The 14,512-nt window shown below is 44.4% G+C and carries 20 protein-coding genes and 1 pseudogene; 13 read left to right on the forward strand and 8 right to left on the reverse strand.

Annotation, left to right across the window (positions count from 1 at the left end):
- Both QUB06_RS05070 and purH read right to left on the reverse strand, forming a co-directional pair.
- Positions 1 to 942 carry a 2OG-Fe(II) oxygenase gene (locus tag QUB06_RS05070; RefSeq protein ID WP_333434379.1) on the reverse strand — a complete coding sequence of 314 codons (942 nt, stop codon included), beginning with the start codon at positions 940 to 942 and terminating at the stop codon, positions 1 to 3.
- A 333-nt stretch (positions 943 to 1,275) separates the two neighbouring features.
- Positions 1,276 to 2,823 (reverse strand): bifunctional phosphoribosylaminoimidazolecarboxamide formyltransferase/IMP cyclohydrolase, encoded by a 1,548-nt coding sequence (gene purH / locus QUB06_RS05075; RefSeq protein WP_333434380.1) that lies wholly within the window; start codon positions 2,821 to 2,823, stop codon positions 1,276 to 1,278.
- Between the two features lie 478 nt (positions 2,824 to 3,301).
- Here purH and QUB06_RS05080 point away from each other — a divergent pair, with 478 nt between their 5' ends.
- Positions 3,302 to 5,194: a PAS domain S-box protein gene (locus tag QUB06_RS05080; protein ID WP_333434381.1), complete on the forward strand. Its 1,893-nt coding sequence runs from the start codon at positions 3,302 to 3,304 to the stop codon at positions 5,192 to 5,194.
- 204 nt (positions 5,195 to 5,398) lie between these two features.
- On the opposite strand, the gene glcD is transcribed toward QUB06_RS05080, so the two are convergent.
- The 3 genes from glcD to QUB06_RS05095 form a co-directional block, all read right to left on the reverse strand.
- Positions 5,399 to 6,874, reverse strand: a complete 1,476-nt coding sequence (gene glcD, locus QUB06_RS05085; protein ID WP_333434382.1) for a glycolate oxidase subunit GlcD — start codon at positions 6,872 to 6,874, stop codon at positions 5,399 to 5,401.
- Positions 6,875 to 6,943: 69 nt separating this feature from the next.
- Positions 6,944 to 7,828, reverse strand: a complete 885-nt coding sequence (locus QUB06_RS05090) for a DUF6671 family protein (RefSeq protein ID WP_333434383.1) — start codon at positions 7,826 to 7,828, stop codon at positions 6,944 to 6,946.
- Between the two features lie 91 nt (positions 7,829 to 7,919).
- Entirely contained in the window at positions 7,920 to 8,312 is a 393-nt protein-coding gene (locus QUB06_RS05095) for a transporter (protein WP_333041483.1), read from the reverse strand.
- Positions 8,313 to 8,435: 123 nt separating this feature from the next.
- Here QUB06_RS05095 and QUB06_RS05100 point away from each other — a divergent pair, with 123 nt between their 5' ends.
- The 5 genes from QUB06_RS05100 to QUB06_RS05120 all read left to right on the forward strand — a co-directional run bounded on the left by QUB06_RS05100 (position 8,436) and on the right by QUB06_RS05120 (position 11,244).
- Complete coding sequence (locus QUB06_RS05100; protein ID WP_333434384.1) at positions 8,436 to 9,647, forward strand: glycosyltransferase family 2 protein; 1,212 nt, start codon at positions 8,436 to 8,438, stop codon at positions 9,645 to 9,647.
- A 189-nt stretch (positions 9,648 to 9,836) separates the two neighbouring features.
- A complete protein-coding gene (locus tag QUB06_RS05105) occupies positions 9,837 to 10,100 on the forward strand; it encodes a hypothetical protein (protein WP_333434385.1) in 264 nt (87 codons plus the stop codon).
- 3 nt (positions 10,101 to 10,103) lie between these two features.
- Positions 10,104 to 10,469, forward strand: coding sequence for a type II toxin-antitoxin system VapC family toxin (locus tag QUB06_RS05110; protein WP_333434386.1), 366 nt, complete (start codon positions 10,104 to 10,106; stop codon positions 10,467 to 10,469).
- A 128-nt stretch (positions 10,470 to 10,597) separates the two neighbouring features.
- Positions 10,598 to 10,813, forward strand: coding sequence for a hypothetical protein (locus QUB06_RS05115; RefSeq protein WP_333434387.1), 216 nt, complete (start codon positions 10,598 to 10,600; stop codon positions 10,811 to 10,813).
- Positions 10,801 to 11,244: a PIN domain-containing protein gene (locus tag QUB06_RS05120; RefSeq protein WP_333434388.1), complete on the forward strand. Its 444-nt coding sequence runs from the start codon at positions 10,801 to 10,803 to the stop codon at positions 11,242 to 11,244. The genes QUB06_RS05115 and QUB06_RS05120 overlap by 13 nt, the downstream gene beginning before the upstream one ends.
- Before the next feature lie 94 nt (positions 11,245 to 11,338).
- On the opposite strand, the gene QUB06_RS05125 is transcribed toward QUB06_RS05120, so the two are convergent.
- Together QUB06_RS05125 and QUB06_RS05130 are read right to left on the reverse strand one after the other, a co-directional pair.
- Positions 11,339 to 11,596 carry a BrnA antitoxin family protein gene (locus QUB06_RS05125; RefSeq protein WP_333234003.1) on the reverse strand — a complete coding sequence of 86 codons (258 nt, stop codon included), beginning with the start codon at positions 11,594 to 11,596 and terminating at the stop codon, positions 11,339 to 11,341.
- Positions 11,571 to 11,855, reverse strand: a complete 285-nt coding sequence (locus tag QUB06_RS05130) for a BrnT family toxin (RefSeq protein ID WP_332945908.1) — start codon at positions 11,853 to 11,855, stop codon at positions 11,571 to 11,573. The genes QUB06_RS05125 and QUB06_RS05130 overlap by 26 nt, the downstream gene beginning before the upstream one ends.
- Positions 11,856 to 11,993: 138 nt before the next feature.
- Here QUB06_RS05130 and QUB06_RS05135 point away from each other — a divergent pair, with 138 nt between their 5' ends.
- Complete coding sequence (locus QUB06_RS05135) at positions 11,994 to 12,248, forward strand: hypothetical protein (RefSeq protein ID WP_333434389.1); 255 nt, start codon at positions 11,994 to 11,996, stop codon at positions 12,246 to 12,248.
- A 44-nt stretch (positions 12,249 to 12,292) separates the two neighbouring features.
- Positions 12,293 to 12,595: pseudogene (locus QUB06_RS05140) on the forward strand (type II toxin-antitoxin system PemK/MazF family toxin); the annotation flags it as partial.
- A gap of 17 nt (positions 12,596 to 12,612) precedes the next feature.
- On the opposite strand, the gene QUB06_RS05145 reads toward QUB06_RS05140, so the two are convergent.
- Positions 12,613 to 12,753, reverse strand: a complete 141-nt coding sequence (locus tag QUB06_RS05145) for a hypothetical protein (protein WP_333434390.1) — start codon at positions 12,751 to 12,753, stop codon at positions 12,613 to 12,615.
- A 1-nt stretch (position 12,754) separates the two neighbouring features.
- Here QUB06_RS05145 and QUB06_RS05150 point away from each other — a divergent pair, with 1 nt between their 5' ends.
- The 5 genes from QUB06_RS05150 to QUB06_RS05170 all read left to right on the forward strand — a co-directional run bounded on the left by QUB06_RS05150 (position 12,755) and on the right by QUB06_RS05170 (position 14,296).
- Complete coding sequence (locus QUB06_RS05150; protein ID WP_194012749.1) at positions 12,755 to 12,979, forward strand: DUF433 domain-containing protein; 225 nt, start codon at positions 12,755 to 12,757, stop codon at positions 12,977 to 12,979.
- 3 nt (positions 12,980 to 12,982) lie between these two features.
- Entirely contained in the window at positions 12,983 to 13,342 is a 360-nt protein-coding gene (locus tag QUB06_RS05155; RefSeq protein ID WP_333434391.1) for a DUF5615 family PIN-like protein, read from the forward strand.
- A 106-nt stretch (positions 13,343 to 13,448) separates the two neighbouring features.
- Positions 13,449 to 13,664: a hypothetical protein gene (locus QUB06_RS05160; protein WP_333434392.1), complete on the forward strand. Its 216-nt coding sequence runs from the start codon at positions 13,449 to 13,451 to the stop codon at positions 13,662 to 13,664.
- A complete protein-coding gene (locus QUB06_RS05165; protein ID WP_333434393.1) occupies positions 13,664 to 13,924 on the forward strand; it encodes a type II toxin-antitoxin system RelE/ParE family toxin in 261 nt (86 codons plus the stop codon). Before QUB06_RS05160 ends, QUB06_RS05165 begins: the two co-directional genes overlap by 1 nt.
- An 18-nt stretch (positions 13,925 to 13,942) precedes the next feature.
- The gene (locus QUB06_RS05170; RefSeq protein WP_333434394.1) at positions 13,943 to 14,296 is read left to right on the forward strand and encodes a hypothetical protein; all 354 of its coding nucleotides are present in this window, start codon (positions 13,943 to 13,945) and stop codon (positions 14,294 to 14,296) included.
- The last annotated feature ends 216 nt before the right edge of the window (positions 14,297 to 14,512 follow it).

Consider the following 14,512-nt stretch of genomic DNA (forward strand, 5'->3'; position numbering starts at 1 on the left):
TCAATTTGCTTTGCGTACCCAGCCGTTAATAGTAAAGCGGCTATCAGCAAAAGCTTTTGAGGGACAGCTAACTCGCAAAACTTCGTGCATATAGCGACTTAGAAAAAATACGATGCTATTATTGCGCGGTTCAACAGTTCTGAATGTCTTGTCCGCCACATAAAAATTGTTCTCAATCTTGCTGTCATAAATCTGCAACTCGCCACCTGAAAAACCCTTGGGTTCTCGATAGAAATAGTAAACGTAAGTAAAAAATCGGCTGGCGGTATCTGGCGAGCCACTGTCGTTGTGAAGTTTATAAAAGTTGTTGTCATTGTGCATGGTTAGCTGAGCTTCTATCTCACCCAGGGGAAATGACGGAATATTTAAACTTTTGAGCACGTCGGGGAGAATTGCTTTGATGCGATTAACCATCAGTTCGGAAAATTCGGGGAACGAGTGGAGTACCATCGAACGGCGGTAATCTTCGGCATTTGTTGAGGTGCTGGTACTCACAAAGTGTGATTCTTTTGCTAAGACATATTTAATGAGTTTGTTCTTTTCGGCGGGGGTCAAAAAGTTGTCTATTTGAGCGTAGCGAGATATTAAATCGTCATTTACAGGCGGCGCAGGGGCAGGAATTTCTGCGGGAATTTCTGCGGGAATTTCTACGGGAGTAGCAGGCTGCTGCGGTTGCAGTTGCTGCAAGTAAATTGGGGGTTCTGTGACTAATCCGACTAGGTGTTCGGCGGGAAAAAAAAGGGTGGAACGCCCGTCGTCTATGGGGATTTGAAATAAGGGCGAAAAACCCAGTGTTTGTTGGGTGCGATCGACTAATGTTTTGATCAGGCTGTGTAATAATGGTGTGTCGGATTTGAGGGTGACGGTGCACTGATGTCCGCCGGTGAGCAGGATTTTGACTTTTACGTCTTCAGGTTTAATTTGCGGTTGAGTGTAAGTCATAATTTTTTAAGGACGCAACTGGGAATTTGGTACGACATAACAGTGTTGATTGGTGTCATAGCCTTCCAGATCCCCCCTAACCCCCCTTAAAAAGGGGGGGACAAGAGTGTAAAAGTTCCCCTTGTTAAGGGGGAGACAAGAGTGTCAAAGTCTCCCTTCTTAAGACGGGACAGGATTCTTCTCAAAGTCCCCCTTCTTAAGGGGGATTTAGGGGGATCTAGACTCGGGGAGAAACGAGATTTATGAAAGCTTTTCGACTTAAGTTGACACCCGCGAACACTATTGTATCCCTACAATAAAATACACAATTGAGAATTGCTTTAGGTATTATTCCTAATGCAAGAAGTGGCGGATGTCGGTGAAAACCATTGTGATTCCGAGTTGGTTGGCGGCTTCGATGGAATCTCGATCGCGCATACTTCCGCCCGGTTGGACGATCGCAATTATTCCCGCCTCAGCCGCCGTTTTGACTGAATCGTCGAAGGGGAAGAAACCATCGCTAGCCAAAATCGCTCCTTTGCTTTTGTCTCCTGCTTGTTCCAATGCTAGTTTAACTGAGCCGACGCGATTCATTTGTCCGGCGCCGACACCGATTGTAGTGCGATCGCGCGTCACAACGATCGCATTTGATTTGACGTGTTTCGCTACTTTCCAAGCAAACAGCAATTCTTCCAACTCTGCCGCCGTCGGCTGTTTCTCAGTAACAACCCGCCATTTGCTAGTTTCTTCTACTACATTATCTGAGTCTTGCACCAGCAAACCGCCTGCAATAACTTTAACAGTTTGTGGCGGCCCTTGAGTCAAATCTGGCAAAATTAATACTCGAACTTTCGCCTTTTTCTTGATAATTTGTTCGGCTTCTGGTTCGCACCCCGGCGCGACAATACATTCTAAAAATGTTTGAGTTAAGGCCGTTGCGGTAGCAGCATCAATGGGGCGGTTGAGGGCGACAATTCCGCCAAAAGCTGAGACTGAATCGGTGTCAAAGGCTTTTTGATACGCTTCAGAAATAGTTGTTCCCAAGGCTGTGCCGCAAGGATTTGTATGCTTCAGAATAGCGGCAGCGGGTGTGTCTGGGAATTCTACGATCAGCCGCCTTGCTGCTTCTAAATCTACTAAATTATTGTAGCTTAATTCTTTGCCTTGCAGGATGGTGCTAGTCGTCCAGCCTGTCGGTGTACTTCCGCTTTGATACCAGGTGGCGGCTTGATGGGGATTTTCGCCGTAGCGGAGAGTTTGCAACTCTTTTCCTGATAAATTAAACTCGTCTGGTAGCGCTGATTTTTCAGCGGATTGGCTGCTGCTGAGATAAGTTGCGATCGCGCGATCGTAGTTGGCTGTATGTTTGAAGGTTTCTAGCGCACATCTTTGCCGAAACTCTAAGGATGCTTCGCCGCCATTTTCCCGCAGTTCTTTTAAATAAGTATTGTACTGTTCTGGGTCGCACAAAACTGTCAAATGAGCGTGGTTTTTGGCTGAGGCTCTCAACATTGCTGGCCCCCCGATATCTATCTGCTCAATTGCGTCTGCTAGAGTAACTCCTGGCTTAGAAATTGTCTCTTCAAATGGATACAAATTGACTACAACTAGATCGATCGCCCGAATTTGATTTGCTGTTAAGTCTGCGAGGTCTTCCGGTACATCGCGGCGTGCTAAAATACCACCGTGGATTCGTGGGTGAAGTGTTTTGACTCGCCCTCCCAAAATTTCGGGAGAACCAGTATATTCCGCAACTTTGGTCACTGGGATGCCTGCTTCTTTGAGGGCCGTTGCTGTCCCGCCACTGCTAATTATGTCAAATTCAAATTCTTCTACTAGACTGCGCGCTAAGTCGATTAGCCCGCTTTTATTGGATGTGCTCAGAAGTGCTAGACGTGCCATTGGTTTGAAGTTGCGATCGCAAAAATAGACAGGTTATATTCTATACCAAGTCTGGTGGCAGGGACATGATTTGGTAATGGCTAATTATGATTATTTTTAACATTTTAAAGATGAGTCCGCTTATTTTAGTCCATATTTTTTGTCAAAACTATATAATATTTTATACTGACCAGTGGCTTCTAAATATTTAGGACTTGCGCGTGGAACTGATTATTTTGTGAGTGCAAGGGGGATTGAAGCCATATCGATCCTGCACAATTACTCTCACTACGTAAGTATCAATGTTGTTGAAATTACTTAATAAAACGTAATAGATAATTATAGTGCGATCGCTCTTGAATTTTAACAACGATGTTTTATGATGAATTCTAAAAGTAATGTGCTAGCATCGGGTGTAAATTGCTCTCTCCCTAAACTTCCGGGAAAATTGGGCGATCGCAACACCTTAATGTAAAAAATAATTGGGTAGGGTAGAAATATGTTTTTTCAAGAAGCCGATCCAGAAAATAAGCTCACTAATATTAGCAGGAACCATAAAAAAACTGCTCAAAGTATGAGCAGTAGAACAGACTACCAAGAGATGCCCAAAAAAAGAGCCGAGAATTGGGCACAGGCCAACATTTCAGAAGCTTATAGTCTTAGTCTGTGCGAAATGCAACAGATGAAGCGAGCAATGGAACAGCTACAGCAGGATTTGAAAGCTAGCGAATCTCGGTTTCGGAATGTGATCGAAAAAAATGCCGACGGCATCGCAATCGTTAACAAGCGAGGACTTGTGTGTTTTGCCAACCCGTCAGCAGAAGCGCTGTTTAACTGCAAGGCAGAGGAACTTCTAGGTCAAGCATTTTTTGGCAATTTAGTAGTAGAAGTTTCAGCTTGCGACCTTGAGATGGCGACGGATATTATTCCCCAAGTTGGAAAAACAGAAGCACCAGGAACTCGCGTCGTGCAAACAGAAGTTGAAGCTATTCGCAAGCAAAAAGCAAATGCTGTAGTAGAAATGCGGGTGGTGGAAACGGAATGGGACGGAGAAATGGCTTATTTAGCTACGCTGCGGGACATTACCGATCGCAAGCGCGCAGAAGAAATGCTTTGGTTGTACGATCGAGCTATAGCAGCTACTAGCACCGGAGTTACGATTTCTGACGCCACTGACCCCGAAAATCCAATTATTTATTGCAATCCCGCATTTGAAAGCATGACAGGTTATCGGCGACAGGAAATAATCGGAAAAAACGGCCGATTTTTGCACGGAAGCGATACCGACCCGGCGGCAGTAGAAATAATTCGCCAAGCCTTGCAAACAGAAAGCGAATGCAAGGTAATATTAAAGAATTACCGCAAAGACGGAACCGCTTTCTGGAATTGTTTCTCAATATCTCCTGTGCGCGATCGCATGGGCAAATTAACTCATTTTATTGGCGTACAGAGAGACATCACTGAGCGCAAACAAGCCGAAGAAGCCTTGCATAATTCCGAAGCACAAAGCAGAGAACAAGCCGCTCAACTAGCCGCCACACTTGAGCAACTCAAAGCCACTAATTCCCAATTAGTTCAAAGCGAAAAAATGTCTAGTTTGGGATTGCTACTTGCCGGGGTCGCTCACGAAATTAACAACCCAGTCAGCTTCATTTACGGCAATCTCGCTCATCTCACAAATTATACTCAAGACTTGTTTGGGCACCTCGAACTTTATCAACAGCACTATCCTAATCCCGTCGCCGAAATTCAGCAGGCAAGAGAAAAAAATGATCTCGATTTTTTAGCTGAAGATTTACCTAAAATACTGTCTTCAATGAGCGTTGGTGTCGAGCGGATTTGCCAGATTGTGCAGTCGCTGCGGAACTTTTCGCGGCACGACGATTCCCAGATGAAACCCATTAACCTCCACGAAGGTATCGACAGCACGCTGTTAATTCTGAATCACCGTTTGAAAGGGAACGGAGAAAAGCCGCCCATTCAAATTGTAAAACAATACGGAGAATTGCCGACTGTTGAGTGTTTTGCTGGGCCGATCAATCAAGTTTTTATGAATATCCTCAGCAATGCGATCGATGCCTTAGAGGATGCGAACAGTAGGCGAAATTGTCAAGAAATGGCAGAAAAACCCAGCCAGATTAGGATTGGTACGGAAGTTGCCGGCAATTTTGTAGAAATTAAAATTGCCGACAACGGGCCGGGAATACCTGAGCAAGTCAAACAGCAGATATTCGATACATTTTTTACTACCAAGCCCATTGGCAAAGGCACGGGAATGGGTTTGTCAATTAGCTATCAAATTATTGTAGAAAGACACAAAGGCGAATTATATTGTACTTCGGAATTGGGCAAGGGCACGGAATTTACTATCAAAATTCCGATCGCACCTTAGTGCGGAATGTGCAATCTGCACCTTACCAACTTGATATATAGGCAAGCAAGCGAGCGGGACGCTCGCATTCCTAAAAAACGAGAAAAATCGTTTTTTCTCGTTCCCAGACTCTGGCTGGGAACGCATACTTAGAGGCTCTGCCTCCCCATTCTAGAAACAATTTCAGGGTGTTTTTCTGCTCACATTACCCGCCTAAATAGCGAATTAAAAAACCTCTGCACCCTCCAACTTCTTAAAAGTTTCAACCTTAGCCCTCGCCGCTTCCCCACAAGTCTTCGGCGTCGGAAACATCTTCCCAGGATTCGCCAAACCTTTCGGATTAAACACCTGACGCACCCACTGCATCGTCTCCAAATCTACCTCGGAAAACATATCCGGCATAAAACACTTCTTGTCAGCACCGATGCCGTGTTCCCCAGAAAGACTTCCCCCAACTTTCACGCAAAGCCTGAGAATTTCTCCGCCCAATTCTTCCACCTTTTCCAGCGCACCTTTTACCGAGTTATCGTACAGAATCAGCGGGTGCAAATTCCCGTCTCCCGCGTGAAAAACATTGGCAATTCGATAACCGTATTTCTCGCTCAAACCCTCAATTTCTTTCAAAACATAAGCCATTTGCGTTCGCGGAATTACGCCGTCTTGCACGTAATAATCCGGGCTGAGATGACCCGCAGCCGCAAAAGCAGCTTTCCGCCCTTTCCAAATTTTTAGGCGCGTTTCCGGGTCGCTTGCCGTGGTGATATTTCGTGCTCCGTTATGCTTGCAAATATCAGCAATCCGCTGTTTGTTTGTGGCAACTTCCACTTCTAAACCGTCGATTTCTACGAGTAGAATTGCCGCCGCATCGCGGGGATAACATCCAGTTGCTACCACATCTTCCACAGCATTGATGCTGATGTTGTCCATAATTTCCATGCCGCCGGGAATAATGCCAGCGCTGATAATATCGGAAACCGATTCGCCCGCTGCTTCTATACTGGAAAAATCCGCTAGGAGAACGCAAATCGATTCCGGCGCTTTGAGAATTCGCAGAGTAACTTCTGTGGCGATTCCTAAAGTGCCTTCGGAACCGACAAATACACCAGTTAAATCGTAACCGGGCATTTCGGGAATTTCGCCACCGACATCGACAATTGAACCGTCGGGAAGTACCAATTTTAATCCTAAAACGTGATTCGTTGTGACTCCGTATTTGAGGCAGTGAACCCCACCAGAATTTTCGGCAACGTTGCCGCCAATCGAACAAACAATTTGACTAGAAGGATCGGGCGCGTAGTAGAAACCGGCGCCGCTAACTGCTTGCGTTACCCAGTTATTAATTACTCCTGGTTGCACGACTACTTGCTGATTTTCTAAGTCTACTTTCAGGATTTTCCGCATCAGGGCAGTGACAATCAGCACGCAGTTTTCTACAGGCAAAGCGCCGCCGGAAAGGCCTGTTCCTGCGCCTCTAGCCACCCAGGGAATTGAGTTGCGATCGCATATTTTGACCACTTGCGCCACTTCCTCGGTAGTTCGAGGCAATACCGCCACGGCGGGGCGCTGGCGGTAGCTGGCGAGTCCGTCGCACTCGTAGACAATCAATTCTTCGCGGCGCTGCACGACGCCATTTTTGCCAACTACAGCCTCAAATTCTTTAATAACGGGTTTCCAGTTGCGTTCTGTTTCTATGGCTATCATTAGTGAATTTAATTAGGGAACTATCAATAACATTGTTGCAAACTTTACTATTTTTGTGCAATTATTTTTCTAAGGGTTGCAATATTGACAAAGGGAAGGATCGGCAGTCTCTCGACCGTCGGGAAATAGTTTTTCTTTAGTATAACTGCACTTTTTGCATTTATAGATTGCCGATCGCGCTAGCTGAGTCGGCAAATAGCACAGTCCGCAGGGCAATCCGATTTTCATCTCAGCAATATCGAATCCCGGCCAACCGCACTCTGGGCAGAATTGCTTGAATTTTTTAACTAAATCGAGAGTGGCATTTTCGATGTTTTTCATCCGAGTTGGATTGTACATCGCCCGCATATCTGTTTCGATATGAACTCGGCCGGTTGACGATTTCCTTAAGCCTGCTGTCACAGCGTCAAAAAATTGTTTTTCTGTCCTAATGCCCTTGACAATTTCGCCGTTACCAAGTGCAGCGTCGCCAACTATAACCACCAGTCCATGTTCGGGAAATCCCGCTTTTTTAGCAAAATCATCTGCTTCTTCTATACTGGAAACTAACTCGTGACTGTAGTTAGTTTCAACCGAGAAAGAGTCGCCGATGAGTTCTAGATTGTTGGCTCGATCTAATAAAATTACTATTTCTCTGTTAGCTGGCAGATACGGCATCATTGGGTGAGGGCCGAAAGTACCTTCGCTGGCAAAGGCAAGAGTTTCGCCCGTAATTTCTAGGGCTTTTTGTGCTTTCTGGCGAGCCGCTTCTATTTGTGTTCCTAAGCGTTTAACTTCTCTGGTGAACGTGCCGAAACTGTCTGTGTCAAGTGCCGCAGGTACTAGAATCTTTACGCTCAATTCTCGTTCCAAAACGGGAGCCATCACCCGTTCTTTTTCGTGCATGGTAGCAAGAACTGCGGTGCGATCGCTCAATAATTGATTGGGATTCACAGGCTCAGGAATATTAGACATACAGCAGCATCCTTTCTAACACAAGGCTCAAATACACCCTTTGATCTAAGTTATCAATTCAGCACTCAAGCGTCAATCTTAAAAGCGATCGCTAGTTGCCCCCAGTCACTCCCCCTGCTTGACCTCTGAGTACAAAAATTACTCCTGTCATAATTAGCGCCACGCCTACCAACCGCAGTGGCGGCAAAGGCTCGTGAAATATCAGTTTGCCGCCTAAAACAGTAAACAGGTAACTAATTGACAGTAAAGGCGAGACTATGCTAAGGTTTGCCCGCGACAAAACTACAATAAAGCCGATGGAAGAAATTGCATACAAAGAAAGACCACCTACTATCAACGGCTGAGTAGCCATTGCTATAATTTTTTCTATTAAATTAGCAGCGCCAATGGGCCCTAATATTTTAGCTCCTGCCTTCAGACTAAATTGACCTGCGACGCCGCACAATATTGCAGCAAGCAATAACATAAAAACGCTTCTATTCATAAATTTACTCACCTATAGTACAATCAAAAATTGCCGTTACCAAAAACCTGAAAAACTTTAATTAAGTTTTGTGAGGTTTTATTCACCACTAATATTTTAAGCAGAGATACGGGAAAATCAAGTATGGTCGAGCGCGATCGAGATTGGAACAAATATATGGTAGAGCAGACCAATCCAAGCGGAGAATACACTCTAGAACTATCGATACTCATGCCTTGCCTGAACGAAGCAGAAACTTTAGAAATCTGCATCGAGAAGGCGCAGAAGTTCCTGCGCGAACTTGATATTGCCGGCGAGGTCATCATAGCAGACAACGGCAGCACTGACGGTTCTCAAGCTATCGCTACCAGAATGGGAGCGAGAGTCGTGCCCGTAGCAGCCAAAGGCTACGGCAGCGCCCTGATGGGAGGCATCATCGCAGCGCGCGGAGTTTATATTATCATGGGCGATGCTGACGACAGCTACAATTTTTCAAACCTCGGCGCTTTTGTCAACAAATTGCGAGAAGGTTTCGACTTAGTAATGGGAAACCGGTTTCAAGGGGGCATCAAACCTGGAGCCATGCCGCCGCTGCACAAATATTTAGGAAATCCTGTGCTGACATGGGTTGGGCAGTTATTTTTCGCGAGTCCAGTCGGCGACTTTCACTGCGGATTGCGGGGTTTTAGGAGAGACTCAATTTTGAAACTCGACTTGCAAACAACGGGGATGGAATTTGCTAGCGAAATGGTCGTCAAAGCATCTCTGTACACATTGCGGATAGCTGAAGTCCCAACCGTACTTTCTCCCGATGGACGCTCGCGCCCGCCGCACTTGCGAACTTGGCGAGATGGGTGGCGGCACCTAAGATTTTTGCTGCTTTACAGTCCTCGGTGGCTGTTTTTGTATCCGGGTGTGGCGCTGATAATTTGGGGTCTAATTGTGGGCATCTGGCTATTACCTGGTACTCAAAAGATTGGTAATATTAGCTTTGATGTACACACGCTGCTGTATGCTGCGATCGCAATTATCATCGGTTTTCAAGCAGTAACTTTCGCTTTTTTCACCAAAGTTTTTGCCATCAGTGAAAAACTGCTGCCCGAAGACCCCAAACTCAACAAAATATTTCGCTATGTCACTCTAGAGACAGGATTGATTGTCGGACTCACGCTGATTTTAATCGGAATAGTTGGCTCGTTCTTGTCATTAACTATTTGGAGCGAAACGGCTTTCGGTACTCTCGACCCTTCAAAAACTCTGCGTTTGGTTATACCGTCACTCACTTGCCTGACTGTCGGTTTGCAGATGGTTTTGTCGAGCTTTTTTCTCAGTGTGCTGAGCTTGAAGCGTAGGTGATAACATTAAAGTTACTGCCAACCTTCCTCAAAACTAAATTGCCATGCAGGGGAAGTTCAGGGCGATCGCACTGCCGGCAATATCGGGGCTGCAGGAGCCAAATTTGCGACTATCTGGTATAATCCAACAAGTAGCTTTAATGCTCAAAAGGGTTAGAATAGTAGAGATAAAGAATATTTGATATTAGCTATGCAACGAATATTCGAGGCTATATTGAAGGGAAACCTTTTGGAATGGGCTAAGGAGGTTCCAAGACAAGGCGATCGCCCTGTAAGAGTTTACGTTACTTTACAAGAAGAGCGATCGACTTTAAGTGGGGAGTTGCGCCGTCAGAGAATAGTTGAAATATTGGAAAAAATTGCAGCAAATAATGTCTTTGCTGAGATTAGCGATCCAGTGAAATGGCAGCGACATTTGCGTCAAGACCGTCCACTTCCAGGTAGGGATGAATAATGAATGCTGCTAGACAGTGATATTATTATCTACGCTTCCCAGCCAGAAAACTCGCAGATTAGGCATTTTATTGGCGAAAATGACATAGTTGTATCGGCAATAACTTACGTTGAACTATTGGGTTATCATGGGCTAACTGAAGAGTATAGATTGTACTTGGAGGAATTCTTTGGTGTGGTGGAGGTTCTACCAATTTCTAACACTATACTCGATCGCGCAGTGCTGTTGCGACAGATGAGGAGAATGACACTTGGGGATGCTATTATTGCGGCAACAGCTTTGGTATATGACAGAACTTTGGTGACAAGAAATGTAGGGGATTTTCGGTGGATTGCTGAACTCACACTGATTAACCCGTTTGAGGCTTAAGAAAGATGAGCGATCGCACTTTTGGAAAATAAGGGCGATCGCACTTTGGGAAGAAAAGGGCGATCGTACTTCCCTCAATCCTAAATTGCTATAATAACAGTCAGCCCAAAAATATTAATCGAGAGTCTATGTCTACTTACAGCGCGGTACTGACTCAGGTTCTCAGACTTGCACCAGATGAGCAATTGCGCCTCATCTCTGAATTATTAGTATATGTTCGTCACCGAGTTCAACCTAAACCTAAGCGGAGCATTTTAGAATTAGAAGGGTTGGGTGAGGAAATTTGGAATGGAATTGATGCTCAAGACTATGTGAATCAGGAACGAGATTCATGGAATGGATAGCTCAGTTACAGGGAAAAGTCGTGGGATTAGACACCGCGCCTTTGATTTACTATATGGAGAAAAATCCCAACTATCTAGAGATGATGCGGGTTTTCTTTAGATCGTTCGATCGCGGTGATTTTAGGATAGTGACATCAACAGTAACGCTGGTAGAAGTGCTAGTTCATCCCCTGCGACAGAGAAACACTGTATTGGCTCAAGAATATCGTGAAATATTGCTCAATCACGAAAGTTTAACTGTTGTTGAATTAACTCCAGATATTGCTGAAACAGCGGCCCAACTGAGAGCAAGTTACAATTTGCGATCGCCCGATTCTATTCAAATGGCTACAGCTATCCGTGAGGGTGCTTCGTTTTTCTTGACAAATGATGCGCGGTTGCCTTCTTTGCCGGGGTTAACGGTTTTAGTGTTGGAGAATTTGAGAATTTGAGCGATTATTTTTGGATGGGAAGAGAGGGGCGATCGCGCTTTGGGAAGATAAGGGCGATCGTACTTTGGGAAGATAAGGGCGATCGCACATTTATTTATTCACTGCTTTTTACGTGATGTTCAACATAAGAGCGCAGCACAGCGTTCATTAGAGATTGATAGCCTTTTCCTTGGCTTTTAAACCAATCTAATACATCGCTATCAACTCTTAAAGAAATAGCTTGTTTTGTCAGTGGTGTTACGAGTTTTGCTTTTGCCCAAAAATTCGCATCTAATTCAGGAATATCAGACGTATCGATTGCGGATTCGGGAATATTTTCTAATTCTTCAAGTCGTTTGGGCGAGATAGTCATAGTAGGTATTTTTTTCTTGACGAGTGGCTTTTCTTGCAGAGATGATGCGGATAGCTCCATTTCTTTCAGTATGCGCTACGGTGACGATAACGACACCTTGTATGGCACCAATACTGATTTCTCGGATTTCTCCGTAGTCGAAACGCTCATCAATGGCATTAAAAACGATTCCGTCAAAGATTTCTTGAGCTTCTTCAAAGCTAATGCCATGTTTTTTGAGATTTTGGGCGTTTTTATTTTCATCCCATTCAAACTGCATGATTGTGTATCTACAAAACGTATCTACTTATAATATAGCATAACCAGATCGCACTTTGGGAAGATAATGGCGCTCGCACTTCCTTCGATCCTAAATTGCTATAATAACAATCAGCCCAAAAATCTCAACATAAAGCCTATGTCTACTTATAGCGAGGTACTGAGTCAGGCTCAAAATCTCACTCCTGACGAGCAACAGCAGCTTTTAGAAGTATTGTCAGCATTGATTCGCGATCGGGTAACAACCCAAACTCAGGGTAAACGATCGGAAATTGATGCAGCACTGATTGAAATGGTACAAGATCCAGAGTATCAAGCTCAAGTGCTACAGATGGAGGCTGAGTTTGCGGTAGCGAGTTGGGAAGTGTTGCAATTGGGAGAATCTCCTGTATGAACCGGGGAGAAGTCTATGATGCTAGACTTTAACCTGTTGAGGGTTCTGAACAAGAAGGAACCCGTCCTGTTATTATCGTTAGTCGAGCTTCAATCAATACATATAGGCCTGTAGTTTTGGCTATTCCCTGCACTACTTATCAAACTGGTAAACGAGTTTATCCCACTCAGGTATTAATTAAAGCTCCCGACGGTGGATTAACTAACGATTCTATCGCTATGGCAGATCAAATACGGGTATTATCTAAATCTCGTTTATTGAGTTTACGAGGAATGCTTAGTGATGAAGCAATACTTCTGCTGAATCAAGCTTTATTAATTGCCTTGGATTTGCCTGGTCAAGTTTAATTGCACTTTGGGGAAGATCAGGGCGATCGCGCTTTTGGAAGATAATGGCGATCGTACTTTGGGAAGATCAGGGCGATCGGCTTCCTGGTGAAAAGAGACAAGTTGCGATCGCCTACCTGATGACTTAAAATAGAAGAGACATATAGCTCTGTGGTCAAAATGGACAGAATCTCCGTCAACCCTCAAATTCACTTCGGTAAGCCTTGCATAGTGGGTACGCGCATTACTGTACAGAGCGTTCTCGAATTACTAAATGAAGGGCTTTCTTTTGGAGAAATTATCCGAGACTACTATCCCGATCTGGAAATGGATGATATTCGGGCGTGCTTGCGGTATGCGATCGCACTGGTGGCGGCTGAAGATGTGCATTTGGCATTAGCTTAAATTATGAAATTTCTGATCGATCAAGATGTGTATGCTGTCACCACAAAGTTTTTGATTGATGCAGGACATGATGTAATTGTTGTCGCTCAAATGGGTCTAGCGCAAGCAAGTGATGAAGAAATACTGAGAGTAGCGCAAGCAGAAAATCGCATCCTGGTTACGCGAGACAGAGATTACGGAAATCTTGTTTTTGTGAGGGCGATCGGAACAGGTGTGATTTATCTTCGAGTCTTACCTAAAATGGTGAATGAAGTTCATAAGGAACTAGCAGGAGTTATTGAAAATTACTCGGAAGTAGAACTAAAAGGGGCTTTTGTGGTTGTAGAACCTGATGGATATCGGTTTAGAAAACCGCTTAAATAGGGTGTTAATTAGTTTGGTGTTGGAAAGCAAAGGGCGATCGCTTTTCCCTCTCTCTCTACTAAAGTTGCTATAATTTATTGATAATCCCACAGACTAGGAGATTAAGATGCAAGTCAAAGACATGACAGTTGAGCAACTGCGGGACTTAATTCGGCATACCGTGGAACAGTGTTTAGAAGAATATTTTGGCGATGCTGATGCAGGTTTAGAAGTTAAGGAAGAAGTCAAACTAAAATTGTTAGAGTCAATGAAGCGCAAACAAGCAGGAGAAAGTAGCGTGGAACCTGGGGAAGTTTATCAAAAACTCGGCATTAAATCGTAATGAGCTATTCGGTTGAGTTGACAGCAGAAGCTCTGGTTAACCAAGAAAGATTGACTCAGGCTGTGCAGGAGCGTGTAGGTAATAAAATCAATTGGTTGGCTGAAAATTTTGAACAAATTACTCCTATGCCGTTGTCGGCTAATCTGGCAGGTTTCTTTAAGTTAAGAGTGGGTGATTATCGGGTAATTTATTCTTTTGATGATGATTTAAAGGTGATTACTATTCACCAGATTGGACACCGGAGAGAAATTTATGATTAACTGAAGGGCGATCGCAATTTGGGGAAGATAAGGGCGATCGCACTTGGGGAAGAAACGGGCGATCGCACTTCCTGCCAAAATCAGTATATATTAGAGTTAGAGCTAAAAAATACCAGTAAAAAGTCTATGCCGACTTATAATGAGGTACTGACTCAAGTTCAAGGCCTCGCCCTGTCTGACCAACTCCGATTATTAGAGGAATTGAGAAAGATCGTTCATCAGGGGGTGGAAGTTGAAGGCGATGATGAGGTGGTTTCAGCCCAAGAGATAGCGGAAAGTCAAGCAGCATTGGCAGATTATTTCGCGGGGCGCGATCGGGGAATCTCCTCAAAAGAACTTAAGTTGAAGCTGTTCGGAGAAAAAAGTGACTGACTACATTCTCCTAAAATCAGCACAGCGGTATTTATAACGGATGCAACTGGATGATCAAGTGCGTATTGTTAAGGCTTTAGATGCGCTGGTGACAGACTCGACAGGACTTGACATTAAGCCTCTCAAAGGTCGTCTTGAGGGCTCTCCTGAACTTATGGTTATAAGTTTATCTAATCAGAAAAGCAAGCTAATACGCGATTCCTAAAATTATTAAAA

The organism is Microcoleus sp. D2_18a_D3 (assembly GCF_036702455.1).
GTDB lineage: Bacteria > Cyanobacteriota > Cyanobacteriia > Cyanobacteriales > Microcoleaceae > Microcoleus.

Coding starts and splice junctions, on each gene's coding strand:
- QUB06_RS05165 (WP_333434393.1), top strand. CDS start 13,664: ATGAGCTATTCGGTTGAGTTGACAGCAGAAGCTCTGGTTAACCAAGAA.
- purH (WP_333434380.1), bottom strand. CDS start 2,823: ATGGCACGTCTAGCACTTCTGAGCACATCCAATAAAAGCGGGCTAATC.
- QUB06_RS05100 (WP_333434384.1), top strand. CDS start 8,436: ATGGTCGAGCGCGATCGAGATTGGAACAAATATATGGTAGAGCAGACC.
- QUB06_RS05080 (WP_333434381.1), top strand. CDS start 3,302: ATGTTTTTTCAAGAAGCCGATCCAGAAAATAAGCTCACTAATATTAGC.
- QUB06_RS05120 (WP_333434388.1), top strand. CDS start 10,801: ATGGAATGGATAGCTCAGTTACAGGGAAAAGTCGTGGGATTAGACACC.
- QUB06_RS05125 (WP_333234003.1), bottom strand. CDS start 11,596: ATGACTATCTCGCCCAAACGACTTGAAGAATTAGAAAATATTCCCGAA.
- QUB06_RS05160 (WP_333434392.1), top strand. CDS start 13,449: ATGCAAGTCAAAGACATGACAGTTGAGCAACTGCGGGACTTAATTCGG.
- QUB06_RS05155 (WP_333434391.1), top strand. CDS start 12,983: ATGAAATTTCTGATCGATCAAGATGTGTATGCTGTCACCACAAAGTTT.
- QUB06_RS05070 (WP_333434379.1), bottom strand. CDS start 942: ATGACTTACACTCAACCGCAAATTAAACCTGAAGACGTAAAAGTCAAA.
- QUB06_RS05095 (WP_333041483.1), bottom strand. CDS start 8,312: ATGAATAGAAGCGTTTTTATGTTATTGCTTGCTGCAATATTGTGCGGC.
- QUB06_RS05110 (WP_333434386.1), top strand. CDS start 10,104: ATGCTGCTAGACAGTGATATTATTATCTACGCTTCCCAGCCAGAAAAC.
- QUB06_RS05135 (WP_333434389.1), top strand. CDS start 11,994: ATGTCTACTTATAGCGAGGTACTGAGTCAGGCTCAAAATCTCACTCCT.
- QUB06_RS05150 (WP_194012749.1), top strand. CDS start 12,755: ATGGACAGAATCTCCGTCAACCCTCAAATTCACTTCGGTAAGCCTTGC.
- QUB06_RS05105 (WP_333434385.1), top strand. CDS start 9,837: ATGCAACGAATATTCGAGGCTATATTGAAGGGAAACCTTTTGGAATGG.
- QUB06_RS05090 (WP_333434383.1), bottom strand. CDS start 7,828: ATGTCTAATATTCCTGAGCCTGTGAATCCCAATCAATTATTGAGCGAT.
- QUB06_RS05130 (WP_332945908.1), bottom strand. CDS start 11,855: ATGCAGTTTGAATGGGATGAAAATAAAAACGCCCAAAATCTCAAAAAA.
- QUB06_RS05115 (WP_333434387.1), top strand. CDS start 10,598: ATGTCTACTTACAGCGCGGTACTGACTCAGGTTCTCAGACTTGCACCA.
- glcD (WP_333434382.1), bottom strand. CDS start 6,874: ATGATAGCCATAGAAACAGAACGCAACTGGAAACCCGTTATTAAAGAA.